Origin of the sequence: Pedobacter sp. BAL39, from assembly GCF_000170795.1 — a bacterium.
GTDB lineage: Bacteria > Bacteroidota > Bacteroidia > Sphingobacteriales > Sphingobacteriaceae > Pedobacter.
In genome coordinates, this window is sequence record NZ_ABCM01000004.1 from 77,989 (window position 1) to 94,302 (window position 16,314).

Consider the following 16,314-nt stretch of genomic DNA (forward strand, 5'->3'; position numbering starts at 1 on the left):
TTAATAAATTATAGAGAGATGTTCTGCGACTTCACATCGAAAGCATCCCGTAAACCGATGGCCAGCAGATTAAAAGCATATACCGTCAGCATGATGGCCAGTCCCGGCAGCACGGCAAGGTAGGCGGCATCCATGATGATGTATCCATAATGCTCCTTGATCATCCCTCCCCAGCTGGGCATGGGTGGCTGGGCACCGAAACCAAGGAAGCTCAGGCCTGTTTCCAGCAATATCGCGGAGGCGAAGTTGGCAGAAGCGACGACGAGGATGGGGCCGGCAATATTGGGAAGGATATGGCGGATGATGGTCCTTGAGGAAGAAAAGCCCAGGGCTGTGGATGCTTCAACAAACTCCACCTGCCGGAGGGCCATTACCTGGCCGCGCACAAGGCGGGCAACATCTACCCAGGTGGACAACCCCACAGCGATAAAGATCTGCCAGAAGCCTTTTCCCAGCGCAAAGGATATGGCGATCATCAGCAGCAGGGAAGGCAGCGACCAGACCACATTCATGAACCAACTGATGGCACCATCAGTCCATCCACCGTAAAAACCTGCAAGTGCGCCCAGGGAAACACCCAGGAAAAGCGAGATGAGCACGGCAATGAGACCAACAGACAAGGATACCCTGATGCCCAGGATCAGCCTGCTGAGGATATCGCGGCCCTGAATGTCGGTACCTAACCAGAACGTCTGCCTATAGTGATTATCAGGACCCAGTAAGGGATATATTTGTTCCGATCCCTGTTCGTCATCGCCGATATAAGGCCGGGCATAAACTTTATTTCCCGACTCGCGGTAGCTGGTGATGGGGATACTTTTAAAATCAGCCTCCTGGCCATAAATCATGCGCCCAAAGAAATTCCGTTGTTCCACATCTTTCAAGCGGCTGATGATCAGGAACTGAAAGGTTCGTCCAGGCTTTTTTATCGTCAGCTGAAGATGACTGTTATTGCCCATGGGTGTTTGATCGGGGGTAATCAGATAACCCAATACTGCCATCGACATCATCAGCAGGATAAAACACAGACCAGCAACGGCAAGCGTGTTGGATTTAAAGCGTTTCCATACTCTTGATGAGGGACTGTGCTGGGCTTCCATTATTTTACCATTCTACCTTTCCAATTGTATTTCCCTGTGTTACCGGCAATGCCAATATACACAATATAAAGAATGTGCATCAGCCCCACCACAGGCAGCAGGACCATTAATTTTGTTCTTCCAGCGAAGCGGGTAACATCCCAGAGGAAAACTCCTTCGACCACCAGTTTCGCCAGCAACTGACACAAGGCCAGCTTGAAGTAAAAACCAATGAAAAGACCGACACCGATATTGAGCAGGATGCTCAGGTTGAAGAGCCATACGGCAACGCCCAGCACGATGATGGATTTGTTTTTATACCGTGTACTCTTGGACGCCCAGCGTTTGCGCTGCTGAATAAATTCGCCAAGCGTGGCCTTAGCATGAGTATATACGATGGCATCGCGGTTTTTCAGGAAACCGATGCGGTTGTCAAAACGGGCGGCCATCTTGTGGAGCAGCAACTCGTCATCCCCTGAAGCAAGATCATCGATTCCTTTAAAGCCGCCGACTTCGTAAAAGGCTGCTTTTTCATAGGCTAGGTTTGCGCCGTTACAGGTTGAAGGCGCCTTATTGCCTATGGTAGATGCACCGAGGCCGATGAGGTACAGAAACTCCAGCGACTGTGCCCGCTCGAAGAAACTTCTCTCTTCAAAATAAGCTACAGGCGAGGAGATCATTTTGTAATCGTGCGTCTCATAAAAGCGGACAATCGTTTTCAGCCAGTCGCGCCCCATGCGGCAGTCGGCATCGGTGGTAATGATCAGTGTGCCCGTGGAGGCACCAATGGCCGTTTGGATGGCTTTCTTCTTATAAGAGTTTAAGGGCTGGTCTTCATTGAGACGAATGAGCTGTACCCCACGGTCCGCATAGGCAGCGATGATGTCACCCGTACGGTCAGTGGAGTGATCGTCGATAAAGATGATTTCCATCAGCGCGGGGTTATAATCCTGGTTGATGAGGTCTTCCAGCGTAAGGTGGATGCTTTCTGCTTCATTTCTGGCCGCAACAATGATGGATACCTTGGTCTGCGCAACGCCATCGCGGCGACTAAAATCGCTAAGTTTGTGCCATCCCCTGATAAAGGCGACAACAATAACCAGGTATAGAATGGTCAGGAATGAGGTGAAGTAACTAACGACGCTGAAGATTTCCAAAGAAATTAACTTTAAATACGAAATAAGTGCCTAATATAGCAGGAATAATAATATTTATCAGCCATATGCTTGCCGTGCATGCAATCACGGCTACATCCTGATTGGTAACAGACTTGAAAAAATAAGATGCCGTCACACTTCTTACGCCAATATCGAAAAGGTCCAGCGAAGGCAAAGTAGACTGCACAAAGAAGAGGATGCTGATCATCATCAGAATATCGAGGTAATGAAGCTCAGGAATGAGCCAGTAGAACAGAATGAAATACTGACTGCTGAATACTGCATACCTGGATAGACACAGGAGCAGGATTTTGAGAAGTTCCTTTTTCTGATATCGGCCCAGGATGTTATAGAATTTTTTATACTTCCTGGTAAATCTCATGGACAAGAGAATCCCATTCAGCCACCTGATGTTAAAATAGAAAATGATAAAGAACAGACAAAACATGACGGAGAGTGCGACCAATGCATAAAACAACAGGTAGTCCAGATTTGAGAACCTGTAAATAAATATACACAACGCAATGGCCCCGAAAACATTGGTCAGCACCATCTGGCCGATATTCCCTACCGCCATTGCGACAACCCCCACGATCCGCCTTTTTGGAGAGAGAAAGAACACACGGCCCCCATATTCACCGATTCTGTTGGGTGTGAATACCGCCCAGGTAAGGCCGCAGAATACCGATTCGATAGCCCTCCAGAGGCTGATCTTTTCCACGCCGGAAATGAGGCGTTTCCACTTTACGGCCTCCAGTCCCCAGTTGAGGAGCATTAGCACCAACACAAGACCTACCACCGCAAAGATCTCCCCGTCAGGGATTTCAGCTATGAGTTCTTTAAATTTCCTAAGGTTCTCATTTGAAGACAGCTTTTTGTAGATGATCCAGAATGCAAGTACTACAATACCGCTTTTAATAAGATAAGAAAGTATTTTTTTGTATCGTGATGTCAACTTTTTTGCTTTTACTGTGTGCAAATATGCTTAATATTGTTCTTATGTTGGCTGAAAAAAAGGAAAGGGTGATCATGGGGATTGACCCGGGAACCTCGATCATGGGTTATGGAGTGATATTGGAGCGCGGGAGTAAGATCGAGCTGGTCACGATGGGCATTGTGCGGATGGATCATATGGATGATCATTTCCTGAAACTTCAGCGGATTTTTGAGAAGACTGTGGTGCTTATCGATGAGTTTAAGCCGGACACGATGGCCCTTGAGGCCCCCTTCTACGGAAAAAATATTCAGGTGATGCTTAAGCTGGGCAGGGCACAAGGTGTAGCGATGGCGGCGGCCTTGTCGAGGAACATCCCAATAACAGAATATGCACCCCGGAAGATCAAACAATCCATCACCGGCAATGGAAGTTCGGGCAAGGAGCAGGTAGCGGCAATGTTGCAGCGTTTGCTGAACTTTAAAGAAACACCGGAATTCCTCGATGCCACCGATGGACTGGCTGTTGCTGTATGTCATTCCTTTCAGCGGGTGGGAACTACCGGAAGCGGCAAATCTTATTCCGGCTGGGAGGCATTTGTGAAAGACAATAAAAAGAGAATGAAATAAAAAAGCCTGCCTCCGGATTGATCTGCATCTCCGGGGCAGGCTTTCAAACTGCGATATTCTGATTTAGGCAGCGACGTTTCTTTTTTGCTTTTTATAATAACGCAAGCCGAAATAAACCAACAGGCCAAACAGCAGGAGCATCCAGATGTTAGTGAGCAGAATGATAAATTCCTTGAAGATGAACCAGCCATTCTGAATGCTGAGTAGCAGGCGCTGAAAAAACGGAGGGCGATAATCACTGAGGTTATCATTTCCTACCACAACCTGTTTCACAGTGTTATCCTGGTAAAAGCTCAGCGTGATATCGCTGTATTTTACACGGTTGTTGATGTCTAGGTTTGCTATCTTTTTATCGATATAGTCATCTTTTAGGACGAGTGCTGTCTCCACGTTGTTGCTTTTCTTCGTGGCATTTCTGTTGAGTTGTTCAGTGGCCTCTACCCTATTTTGATTTTTCATCTGGTTGGAGAGGTAGTTCAGGCTGAGGTCATCCATCTTCATCGACTGGTGGTGTACGAAGATGGCCATTTTTGCCACTTTGTTGGTGAACTCATCCAGCTTTGCGGAGGGCACCTTCGCCGTGATCTGGCCTTCGGTCCTGTAAGAGGTAAGCTCCAGGAGTGAATCTGTTTTATACGGTACTTTTTCTGTTTGCTGGATGTTGCTGCTGATGGAAAACTCAGCGATCGTGCCTCCTTCAGACTTGATGGCCTGACTTAGTTTTTCTTTGGTCTGCTGTACATCTTTTACCCGGAACTGCATGTCGGCAGTTTTGATGATCTTTTCAGTAGCTGTGGTGTCCATGCTATCCAGAGAGGCTGTTGCTTCAGCTGATCCTTCTTTGTAGCCAGATTTACCGCAACCTAAAGCCGCCATTGTGAATACACAATAGATTAAATATTTTTTCATAATATTAATGGTTGATTATTTAACCTTAATACAAAATATCAAAATAGGTAACCTTAAAATATTTAGATCACACAAAAGTTACCTAAAAAAAATTCCCCATTGGTCTTGACTCCAATGGGGAATTCCCGAAAAAACTGCGTTTTGTTGACTAGGCAGCTAATATTTTAAATACTCCTTTAATGGCAATGATGGCACCAATAAAAAGGATGACCCATGAAACAATAGATAAAGTCATGGAATCACCAGCGAAGCGCAGATAAACGCCCAGCATGCTAACCAGAATGCCTACAGTCATCAATTTATAGATTGATGTCTCATTCGCTCTTTTCATGCTTTCGGTATTGTGATTTGGTGTCTGTTCCATAATATCAATTTTTATGGAGCAAAAATAATATTAATTAGCCATTTGCCATGATAAAAAAGAGAAAAATTTTATACATAAAATTTACCATCTTGGCGTTCTAGTTTTTGCAGATAAATTACGGAACTTTGGACCTGCAGGAATAAATCTAACCATTGGCAAAAGAATAAATGATCCAATATAGCTCCTTAACTGATTTTGAACTCGTCGATTTCTTAAAAAACGGGGAAGAAAGAGCCTTCAGGGAGATTTATGAGCGCCATTGGCAAAAGTCATACCTCATGGCGCGCAAACGGCTGAGCGATGATACCGGGGCAGAAGAAGTCGTACAGGACATCTTCTGTAAGCTGTGGCGCAAGAGGGATTCCTTTACGCTCACCAAAGGATTGGACAATTACTTTGCCGTTGCGGTAAAGTTTGAAGTCATCAACCAGCTTGCAAAAAAAGCAAGGCATACCCGATTTGAAAAAGAGACCTTTACCAGGTTTTCGGAAGCTGACAATTCGACCATTGAGGATCTTGACCTTAAAGAACTCAAGGAGCAGCTGCAGCAATCCATTGATGCCTTGCCGGAGAAATGCAGACAGGTATTCAAACTTAAATACGAGCAGGAATACACGCAGCTCCAGATCGCTGCGGAACTGGATATCTCCGAAAAAACGGTCGAGGCACACCTCTCCAAGGCCAGAAAGACCCTTAAAGGCACCTTCCAGGGCATGCTGGGTTTATTGATCTGCTTCCTTTAAAAAATTTATTTTCATTGCCACTAAGGGATTGGGCGTCCCCGATTGGCTATACATCAAACAAGCTAACCAAATGTCTTCTGAAAAACCGCAATCCATCATTCATAAACTTGCCAGGAAGTGGCAGGAAGGCACAATTACGCCAGAAGAGAAAATACTATTCAATGAATGGTATGATTCTTTTGAGGAAGACGACATGGAACAACTGCCGCAGGAACAGCTGAAGAAGAGGATGTATTGGAACATTCTCGAAAAAGAAGCCATTCCTGTGCAAAGGCAAAACTCCCCACGATGGTGGTTTGTTGCTGCAGCAGTAACTTTTGGTGTGTTTGTTTCTTTCGGCGGTTATCTGTTGTTAAAAAACAAAGGAATAGAACCTGTACCATCCTCTGCCCTATCTCAGGCTGCAGACATCCCTCCGGGTCAGAATAAAGCCATGCTTACTTTGGCTGATGGCTCAAAAATCACATTGAACGACGCGAAAAATGGCATCCTGGCCAACCAGGGTGACTTATATATTTCTAAAGATAAAGATGGTCAGGTGATTTATCATGCTTCCAAATCAGGAACAAAAACCAGAGGTCCCGTATTTAACGAAATCTCCATTCCGCGTGGCGGACAGTTTCAGGTTAACCTTCCTGACGGTACAAAAGTATGGCTCAATTCCGCCTCTACCCTTAAGTTTCCACTCGCATTTAATAAAGACGAGCGGCGTGTAGAGTTGACCGGAGAGGCTTACTTCGAGGTAAAACATCAGGCATCTTCCAAACACAAATCTGGCAGACTTCCCTTTATCGTGTCCAGTCGCGGACAACAGATCGAGGTACTGGGTACCCACTTTAACGTCAATGCTTATCCGGATGAAAACGATGTAAAAACGACATTGCTGGAGGGAGCGGTAAAAGTTGTCCAGCTATCCACAAATCAATCCAGAGTACTGAAGCCCGGCCAGCAATCGGTCATGAATACAAACATTTCCGTATTTGATGTAGATGCGAATCAGGCGATAGAATGGCAGAAAGGATATTTTTCTTTTGAGAACGAAACCCTGGAGAACATCATGCGCACCATCTCCCGCTGGTACGATGTAGACATCGAACTTGAAGATGGCATCCGTTACAGGCGCTTTGGCGGAAGGATTTCCAAATTTGAAAACATCTCCCAGATCCTGAAAATCATGGAGAAGACAAAAGTTATTCACTTTAAAATTGAAGAAAGGAGGGTTATCGTTATGCCGTAATCACTACACAACCATCAAATTTAAACAGCGAAACCAAATCATCCGGCAGCAAAAAAAAAGTTGCCGACTTAACCAAATATAATTAATCCTGAGATCGATGTATAAAAATTGCATTAGATTAGTGTATAGCTATATCAGCTGTATTCCTTTAAAACTTCTGCTTCCTATGAAACTCACCTTTATCATTCTGCTTGCTACGCTTCTGCAGGTGCAGGCACGTGGATACGCGCAGAAGGTCAGCATTACTGCCCGTAACGTAAGTATCGAGCAGATTTTCAAGGAAATCAAGAAACAAACAGACTACAATATTTTTTATGATATGCAGATGTTGCAAGACACGAGACCTGTAAGCATTTCTGTCAAAAATGCACCTATAGAAACGGTGCTGGAACAATGTTTTGAAGGTCAGCAACTGACTTTTGACATTGAGCAAAGGACCATCACTGTAAAGAAAAAACCAACTGCAGCACAGACCATAAGCAGCTACGCGAACCAGACCAGCATCTCCGGCAAGGTTACTGACGAAAGCGGCTTGCCAATACCCAGCGTCAGCATCCGTGTAAAGGGATCGACAGCAGGGGCAAGCACGGATTCCGAGGGACGCTTCAAGCTGAGTGTCTCGGATAAAAATGCGACGTTGGTATTTGCCTTCATTGGATATACAACTAAAGAGATACCGCTTAATGGGCAGACCTCTGTTAATGTACAACTGCTCCCTGAGCAGAAAAACCTGGATGAGGTCGTTGTTATCGCTTACGGTACGCAACGCAGGGCAAGTGTGGTTGGCGCAATAGACCAGGTGCGTGCAAAACAAATTGAAGACCGCCCGGTGGGTAACCTTACCCAAGCACTTCAGGGCGCATCTCCCAGCCTCGTGATTCAGCAGCGTAGCATGAACCCCAATGACAACAACATGAACATCAACCTGAGGGGTGTCGGCACTTTCGGCAATAACTCGCCTCTGCTGGTCATCGACGGAATCATCAGCGAGGATGTCAACAATATGAACAACCTCAATCCAAATGATATTGAAAGCATTTCTATATTAAAAGACGCAGGAAGTTCTGCCATTTATGGATCGCGTTCCTCGAATGGGGTTATTCTGGTGACCACAAAAAAAGGTAAGCTCAATATGAAACCTGTGGTCCGGTTCTCCGGCATCCTGGGTACACAAACGCCTGAAGTATTGGTAAAGCCGCTAAAAGGATATCAGAATGCATTGCTACGCAACGACTCCTACATCAATGTCGGTGCAAATCCAATTTATTCCTCAGAACAGATCAGCCAGTTTGCAACTGGTGACAGTGAATATTTCCTGAAAGGAATTCTTAAAGATGGAAAACAGCAAAATTACAATGTGGACGTACAGGGCGGTTCAACAAATACCGCTTATATGGTGTCCTTCGGTTACTACGATCAGAAAAGTAATTTTAAAGGCCCCGATTTTGGAACAAAACGATACAACCTACGCTCCAACTTTACCACTGATATCGGCAAATTAAAGCTGACTACCATATTGTGGTATGACAGAAATGAAGGTAAAGCTTATCAGGGAGATACCGGATTCCTTATTGCTGATGCATCCAGGTTGCCGGTTTATAACAACTACATCCTTAAAGGAGATAATGGCCGTTACTACACAAACGATGTACTTACTGCGGGAAATCCGCTTGCCGGACTGGAGCATGGCGGTTATACAAATAACATCAATGACCATTTTCAAGGTAGCTTAAATGCAGAAGTGGAGATCATCAGCGGACTGAAGGCGAAAGGGTTGATATCCCTGGACCTGCGCCCGGACAGCAGGTTGATCAGGCGGTTCTACTGGCCTGTATACAATTTGTCCGGAGATGATACGCCAATCAACATCAACGACAACAAAAACTATAGCATCGAAGACTTCTCGCAAAAATCAACGCTACAGAATATTCAATTGATGCTGGACTATAATAAAACTTTCGGCAAGAGTCACAACGTATCGTTATTGGGTGGTTTTTCCAATGAGTCTTACAGAAGGGTTGCGCAGGAGCTCAAAAAGAAGTTTGTAGATCCCGACCTTGGTATTCCTGTAGAGGGAACCATTATAGATCCTACCAGCAGCAATACCGTTGACAATACTACTGAAAGGACACTATATTCATACTTCGGACGCGCAGGATATTCTTATGACAACAGATACTTTGCTGAGGCGAGTTTCCGTTATGATGCTTCGTCCAGATTTGGCGTAAACAACCGCTGGGGATTCTTCCCTTCAATGTCCCTTGGATGGCGCATCACAGAAGAGGGTTTCTTTAACTTCTGGAAAGAGAAGGTCGGAGATATGAAAATCCGCGGTAGCTACGGTAGCCTGGGTAACCAGAATGTTGCTGATTACCAGACCTACACTACTTATGACATTTACAATAACCAATATGGTTTCAACAATGTAGCAGTACCAGGAACAGGTTATACATTTGGTAATCCAGACCTGAAATGGGAGTCGACAAATGCCTTCAACATCGGAGCCGATGCCTCGTTCTTCAGAGGGAAAATGAACGTGATATTTGATTACTTCCACAAAACCACAAATGACATACTCTTGCAGCCAAAAACACCTGCGACATTAGGTGGAGCTGTAGCCAAGGCCAACCTGGGCGCGATGGTTAACCGCGGTTGGGAAGTGAGCATCAACTACCGCCTGAACCACGGTGACTTCAACCATAATTTCGGTTTTAACGTGGGTGATTCCTGGAATAAAGTGACCAGGTTTGAGGGCGATGAACAAATCGATAAATCTGATGAGATCGAAAGAATCATCCGTGTGGGTTTACCACTATACAGCTATTATGGCTATAAAATGGCTGGATTGTTTCAAAATGAGGAAGATATCAAAAACTCAGCCCTTCCTGTAGGTGTGGCAGCACAACCTGGAGATGTAAAGTATGTCGACAGAAATAACGATGGTATCATCGATGACAATGACCGTTTTGTACTGGGACATGCATTCCCGCGCCTGAACTTCGGGTTCACCTACGATATTCAATGGAAAGGCTTTGATCTGAGTATGTTATGGCAAGGTGTAGGGAAACGTGAAATGGCCTTAAGGGGAGAAACCATTGAGCCTTTTCATGGTGGCTATTCCTTTGTGATGTTTGAACATCAGCTGGATTACTGGACCCCGGCAAACCCTGACGCAAAATGGCCTAGACTAACTCCTCCAAGCACCGCCTCTACCGCAAACAATTACGGAAAAGGATCTGACCTTAACATTTTCGACGCCGCTTACCTGCGTCTTAAAAACATCCAGATTGGATACACCATTCCTAAAAACGTCACCGCTAAAATAGGAATGAGTAAAGTGCGCGTTTTTGTCAACGGTCAAAACCTGCTGACCTTCAGCAAAAACTCATTTGTGGATCCTGAATCAACAGAATTCGGCGGCAGCATGAATGCCAGTGGTGCAAATAGTGTCCGTAATTATCCGCTGCTCAAGTACGTTGGTGGTGGTTTCAATGTAGAATTTTAATGATCAATAGATAAATGAGAATCATGAAAAGGAATTTAAAAAAATATAGTCAGCTAATTCTACTTGCCGCAGGGATCTGCCTGAGCGGCTGCGTTAAGCTGGATGTCACCCCAACCAATAAGTTTACCGACGAGACTTACTGGACCTCGGAAGACAAAGCCAATTCGGTACTCAGCATGGCTTACCGCCAGATGTTTAATGCCGGATCGATCTTCTCAAATGAGATCCTGAGCGACAACGTTTATAACGGCTACGGAACTACAAACGAAAAACTGATTGCAACAGGTATTGCAGATGCATCCAACCCACGCTTCCTCTCAGACTGGACGGACGCCTACGGTGGAATAAAAACATGTCATACCTTCCTCGCGAACATAGACCGTGTAACGGCGATGACCCAGCAAAAAAGAGACCAGCGAAAAGCGGAAATACGTTTCATCCGGGCCATGCTTTACTGGCAGCTGACCACCTGGTATGGTGATGTCCCCTTCTTCACCGAAGACATCAACCTGGAGCAATCCAAAGCTTTATTCCGTAAACCGCAGGCAGAAATTCTTGCCTGGGTGCATCAGGAGCTCGATGAAGTTGCGACGTTGTTGCCAAGCAGGGAACAGTATGCTGCTGCAGACAATGGCCGGATTACCAGCGGAGCAGCAATAGCCCTCAATGCAAGGGCTTATCTTTATGAAAACAACTGGGCTAAAGTTGTCGAAAACTGCGAAAAACTAATCAACGGCAGCACATATGGATCTTACAATTTATTCTCTAATTACGAGGAATTGTTCTGGGTAAGAAATGAGTACAATAATGAGATCATCATGAGCCTTCAATTTGTCCCTGAACTTAGAACCTGGGGCACGCTGGTAGATTATGTCCCGATTTCTGCCAATGCCCGCCTCTGTCTGGCAGGACCAACGCAGGGTCTGGTAGACAGCTATCTGATGAAGAATGGTGCGAAATGGACTTCTGCCGATCCTGATTACGCCAACCGCGACTCCCGGATGGGGGCAACGATTGCCTATGATGGCTCACAATGGATCGACAGGGCTGGCAACACCTATCCTATCGTCACCCATCCTGACGGCACCGTTCCTACAGGCAAATCTTCTGATAAATATACCGGGCCTGGTACTGCCCAAACACCTACGGGTTACTACTACCGCAAATATGCCGATCCTACTGCTTCCTCTTATTTGGGTGGCGGCTGGGAATCTAGCCTGAACCTTCCGGTAATCCGCTTCGCGGACGTTTTACTGATGTACGCAGAAGCAAAAAACGAGCTGAATCAGATGAATACCGCCGTATGGGACCAGACCATCAGGAGATTAAGAGAAAGAGCAGGTTTCGACAATACCACTCAAGCGCGATCCATGCCTTCCTCAGACCAGACTGCACTTCGTGAAGTTATACGCAATGAACGTCGTGTAGAGCTTGCTCTGGAGGGTTTGCGCATCTATGACCTCCGCAGATGGAAGACTGCTGAAACGGTACTTACACAACAACCACGCGGTGCCAGATTCGACAAAAGCAGCGGAACATACGATTATATCAAATTGCCAGCAGGAAACTTTAACCGCAACCGCGACTACCTCTGGGCAATCCCGAGAGCTGAACGTCTGCTCAACACCAACCTTACACAAAACCCAGGCTATTAATTTTAAAAAGAAGAAAATGAAAACGAATATATTATCTATCACCTGTTACCTGATGGCAATTCTGGCTTTCTCAGGCTGCAAAAAAGACAATGATTTTAAAGAGGTGAGTGTTACAGAAGTAAATACCCTCTACTCTCCTGATGATGGAAGAAACCTCGTCCTCCAGGCGGCGGGATCGGCATCTTTGTATTTCGAATGGGAAAAAGCCATCGCTCAGGACAATGGAGTAGTTTATTATGACGTATTGTTTGACAAGGAAAACGGTGACTTCTCCAATCCTGTGTTTACGGTTACCGCCGACAACAAAGGTACCAGCACCGGTGCGAGCATCACTCATAAAACACTAAACAAAATCGCAGGCCTGGCCGGAATTGCAGCATCGGAAGAAGGCACCTTGAAATGGACCATCGTTTCTTCAAGAGGTCTTACTAAAACGCCATCAAAACAGGTTCGTAAACTGAACGTCACCCGTTTTGCAGGCATTGAGGCTCCAAGCGCACTGTTCCTGACAGGTGAAGGGTCTGAAGGCGGGGTGGACATGGCTCAGGCACTGGCGGTGAAAACACTCGAAGGTGGAACGGAATTTGAAATCTATACAAGGTTGACCGCAGGTAAAAAATATACTTTCGTAGATTCAAAAACAGGTACATCAAGAACATTCTCTGTGACACCCGCTGGTACCGCATTCCAGGAAAATGCTGAAGGCGCTACGGTAGCGAAAGACGGAATTTATAAAATCAACCTTGATTTTCTTGCCGGATCTGCATCAATTGTAGAGGTAAACAAATTGGACTTCTTCATGTGTACTCCACAAAAAAGACAAACACTGACCTATCAGGGTAAGGGGGTATGGCGTGTGAATGATATGGTGCCCGACTTTACTACAGAGTTCGGTGATGACCGCTATTTCTTCTGGATCACCCTGGGCGGTGTGGAACAAAAAATCGGTAGTATCAACAAAGACAACCAGCCGCCTTCTGGCAAAACCGGTCCGTACTTCAAACTGGCTTTCCATCCTGAAGATAAGAACCGCTGGGACTATTCTTTCAAATTCCCTAACAGATCAATAGCAAAATGCAATGTAATCCTCACCATGAACGCGGAGGTCGCCGATTACACCCACGAAATTGCATTCTAATCCGGGCTTACCAAATATACATACAGATGAAAAAGATCATATTAATGGCCGGGATGGCACTACTATTCAGTGCCTGCGGAAAGATAGACGATGAGTACATAGACCGAAGTACAAAATATAATATCGACTGGGACCAGGCTGCAGACAGCAGCAGCAGCAGCTTTAGCAGTGTGTACTTTAATTCTACAAAGCACCATTTCAACAACGATAACTTTGGGGCGATAGGGCAATACGATTACTGGCCTGAGGCCCATGGGTTAGATGTACTCATCGACGCCTACAACAGAACGAAAAGCGCAGTCTATAAACAGCAGATTTATGATTTCTATGAAGGTGTAAAAGCCAAAAACGGAGGAGGATTCTATAACAATTACTATGATGACATGGGATGGCATGGAATGACACACCTGCGTGCACTGGAAGCAACGGGAGATACACGCTACGAAGCTTCTGCAAGGCTACTATGGAACGAGATCACTAAAGGCTGGAATACCTTCGACGGTGGCGGGATTCCATGGAACCACGAGAATAATGACGCCGGCAAAAGTAAAGGCGTTCCGTCCAACGGACCTGCAGCGATTATTGCTGCCAGACGCTGGCAGAAATATGGAGACGCGGAAGTCATGAACGGACACAATAACCTGGAATGGCTATCCATGATCTACAACTGGATGAAAGAAAACCGTGTGGTGCAACAGTCCGGTAGGGTCTACGAAAACATTGAAGATAAAAATGGCGACTGGACTTACAATGCAGGCACCTATTTGGGTGCAGCACTGGAATATTATAAGATTACCGGCAACAAGGTTTATCTTAATGATGCCATCAAAACTGCCGATTGGGCGACAAGCACCCTTGTAAATGCGAACAATAAAGTGCTTAGCGACTGGGCGGAACAACAGGACCATGACGTCAACCTGTTCAAAGGTATCTTCGTCCGTTACCTTGTATTGTTGATCCAGCACAAAGATCTGCCCGAGACCTCCAGAAAGAGATATGTTAACTTCCTAAAAAACAGTGCCCAGATATTATGGACTAAAGGGACTGCCAAAAGTCCGGTGATCCTTTTCGGTTACCACTGGTGGGAAGCACCATTAGATGGTAAAGCCGGCCTGCGCGCAGAAATCAGCGGAGCAACATTGATGGAAGCAATGGCTACCTTAAAACAAGGGGGCTACCTCAACTAAGCAATAACTTTAGAAAGTTGAAAAGTGCGGTATCATCTACATGATGATACCGCCCTTTTATTTATGGATTTTTTTAAGTGGCGACATCGTATTAAAAACTTAACATTATGAAGTCCATATTTATTCTCTTCCTTAGCCTTATCGGCATACAACAAATCCAGGCTCAACTCCCACCCTCCTTTAACGCTAAACTGGAATCTGTCAGCATTTACAGTCATGGTGCCCTGCTCAACCACAGCGCAAAGGTACGGCTGCCATCGGGAACTACTGAGATCCTACTGACTGCCGTCGCCAACCAGCTATATGACGAAAGTCTCCAAATTAATGTTCCTGAAGGTGTAACGATCTTATCTACCAGTTACGTAATGGATTACCTGAAAAACGAAAAGAAAAGTCCTGCCTACCTGAAGGTCGAAGACAGCCTCAGCGTGACGGCAAAGGTGCTCAGCGATATACAGAACAACATCGTCGTGGAAGAAAACATGCTACTGATGCTGGATAAAAACCAAACTGTAGGCGGCACAGCCAATGGGGTAAATGTTGCCGAGCTGATCAAAGTGACAGAGTACTATAAACGAAAACAATTGGAGCTCAGGGCCAGTATCTATAACCTACGTCAGAAAGAGGAACTTCTGAAAATGAAGATCAGCAAAATGCAGCAACAATTAAAAGAGCTAAACAGTAGCCCGTCTGACAATACTGGACAGCTCCTGCTTCAATTGGTATCAGTCAAGCCAATAGAGGGTGATTTCAAGATTAGTTATATGGCCCCTGGGGCATCATGGACACCGTTTTATGACTTGCGCGCGGAAAACGCCGCTGCGCCCCTTAAAATCATGTATAAGGCAAATGTAGTTCAGTCAACCGGGCTCGATTGGAAAAAGGTAAAGCTGAGCTTATCCACAGGAAATCCGAACCGCAGTGGATCTGCCCCGATCCTGAGTCCATGGTTCCTTCGCTACCAACAGCCTCAGCAGTTGCCAAATGCTTTGGAAGGGAAGGTCGCAGGCATATCTGCAAATCGGGCTCGTGCCAAAGCAGTACCTTCAGATAACGACATGGTCTTGAACGAGGTGGTCATCAGCCCGTCCCTTAACGAACATGTAAATGCGACACAGCAAACATTGAGTACTGTCTTTGACATTGACATTCCTTACGACATCCTTTCCAATGGCAAGCCGCAGCTCATTGCGCTAAGAGAGCTGACCCATCCGGTGCAATACAAGTACTACAGCATTCCAAAAGCAGATGCAGACGTATTCCTTGTTGGGGAGATCAGCGGTTATGACCAGCTTGACCTACTCCCGGGAGAAGCCAGCGTCATCTTTGAAAACAGTTATGTCGGCAAAACCACCATCCAACCGAATACAGGCAGCGATACCCTTCAGCTCAGTATGGGCAGGGACAAAAAGATCATTGTAAAAAGAGAAAAAATCGCAGAACAGACCGGTACCAAATTTATAGGCGCAAATAAGAAACAAACCTTTAATTATGAGATCAGCATACGTAACGGTAAGAATGAAACAGTTTCCCTCTATCTGAGGGATCAGTATCCTATTACAACGGATAAAGATGTGGAAGTAGAATTACTCGACTCGGGCTCCGCATCAGTCAACCCACAAACCGGCATATTGACCTGGAACCTGAAGTTAAAACCGGGCGCCACACAGAAGATAAAGTTCAGCTATGCTGTTAAATCGCCAAAAGACAAGGTCCTGGCAAACCTCTAAACACATAAGCTCTCCCCCAAAATCCCGGTGCCAACAAAAGAGCACTG

13 protein-coding genes are annotated in these 16,314 nt (G+C 45.6%); 8 read left to right on the top strand and 5 right to left on the bottom strand.

The annotated features are described in order from the left end of the window. Positions 1–8: 8 nt before the first annotated feature. Genes PBAL39_RS06735 through PBAL39_RS06745 form a run of 3 tightly spaced genes read right to left on the bottom strand, consistent with a single transcriptional unit; the run spans position 9 to position 3,191 of the window. Complete coding sequence (locus PBAL39_RS06735) at positions 9–1,100, bottom strand: ABC transporter permease (protein WP_008239673.1); 1,092 nt, start codon at positions 1,098–1,100, stop codon at positions 9–11. Continuing rightward, entirely contained in the window at positions 1,100–2,236 is a 1,137-nt protein-coding gene (locus PBAL39_RS06740; protein ID WP_008239674.1) for a glycosyltransferase, read from the bottom strand. The genes PBAL39_RS06735 and PBAL39_RS06740 overlap by 1 nt, the downstream gene beginning before the upstream one ends. Further along, positions 2,214–3,191: a lysylphosphatidylglycerol synthase domain-containing protein gene (locus tag PBAL39_RS06745; protein WP_039866255.1), complete on the bottom strand. Its 978-nt coding sequence runs from the start codon at positions 3,189–3,191 to the stop codon at positions 2,214–2,216. The genes PBAL39_RS06740 and PBAL39_RS06745 overlap by 23 nt, the downstream gene beginning before the upstream one ends. Positions 3,192–3,235: 44 nt before the next feature. On the opposite strand from PBAL39_RS06745, the gene ruvC reads away from it, so the two are divergent. After that, positions 3,236–3,799: a crossover junction endodeoxyribonuclease RuvC gene (gene ruvC / locus PBAL39_RS06750; protein WP_008239676.1), complete on the top strand. Its 564-nt coding sequence runs from the start codon at positions 3,236–3,238 to the stop codon at positions 3,797–3,799. A gap of 63 nt (positions 3,800–3,862) precedes the next feature. Here the strand turns inward: ruvC and PBAL39_RS06755 are convergent, their stop codons facing one another. Next, positions 3,863–4,708: a DUF4349 domain-containing protein gene (locus tag PBAL39_RS06755; protein ID WP_157273935.1), complete on the bottom strand. Its 846-nt coding sequence runs from the start codon at positions 4,706–4,708 to the stop codon at positions 3,863–3,865. A gap of 148 nt (positions 4,709–4,856) precedes the next feature. Continuing rightward, positions 4,857–5,072, bottom strand: coding sequence for a hypothetical protein (locus PBAL39_RS06760; RefSeq protein WP_008239691.1), 216 nt, complete (start codon positions 5,070–5,072; stop codon positions 4,857–4,859). A 167-nt stretch (positions 5,073–5,239) separates the two neighbouring features. On the opposite strand from PBAL39_RS06760, the gene PBAL39_RS06765 reads away from it, so the two are divergent. The 7 genes from PBAL39_RS06765 (at position 5,240) to PBAL39_RS06795 (ending at position 16,267) form a co-directional block, all read left to right on the top strand. Further along, entirely contained in the window at positions 5,240–5,815 is a 576-nt protein-coding gene (locus tag PBAL39_RS06765; RefSeq protein ID WP_008239693.1) for an RNA polymerase sigma factor, read from the top strand. 70 nt (positions 5,816–5,885) lie between these two features. Beyond that, positions 5,886–7,052 (top strand): FecR domain-containing protein, encoded by a 1,167-nt coding sequence (locus PBAL39_RS06770; RefSeq protein ID WP_008239695.1) that lies wholly within the window; start codon positions 5,886–5,888, stop codon positions 7,050–7,052. Between the two features lie 166 nt (positions 7,053–7,218). Next, entirely contained in the window at positions 7,219–10,557 is a 3,339-nt protein-coding gene (locus tag PBAL39_RS06775) for a TonB-dependent receptor (RefSeq protein ID WP_008239697.1), read from the top strand. Positions 10,558–10,580: 23 nt separating this feature from the next. Next, entirely contained in the window at positions 10,581–12,212 is a 1,632-nt protein-coding gene (locus PBAL39_RS06780) for a RagB/SusD family nutrient uptake outer membrane protein (protein WP_039866256.1), read from the top strand. 16 nt (positions 12,213–12,228) lie between these two features. Continuing rightward, positions 12,229–13,350: a SusE domain-containing protein gene (locus PBAL39_RS06785; RefSeq protein WP_008239701.1), complete on the top strand. Its 1,122-nt coding sequence runs from the start codon at positions 12,229–12,231 to the stop codon at positions 13,348–13,350. A gap of 26 nt (positions 13,351–13,376) precedes the next feature. Continuing rightward, the gene (locus PBAL39_RS06790; RefSeq protein WP_008239712.1) at positions 13,377–14,537 is read left to right on the top strand and encodes a glycoside hydrolase family 76 protein; all 1,161 of its coding nucleotides are present in this window, start codon (positions 13,377–13,379) and stop codon (positions 14,535–14,537) included. A 107-nt stretch (positions 14,538–14,644) separates the two neighbouring features. Further along, positions 14,645–16,267, top strand: coding sequence for a DUF4139 domain-containing protein (locus tag PBAL39_RS06795; protein WP_008239715.1), 1,623 nt, complete (start codon positions 14,645–14,647; stop codon positions 16,265–16,267). Positions 16,268–16,314: the final 47 nt, after the last annotated feature.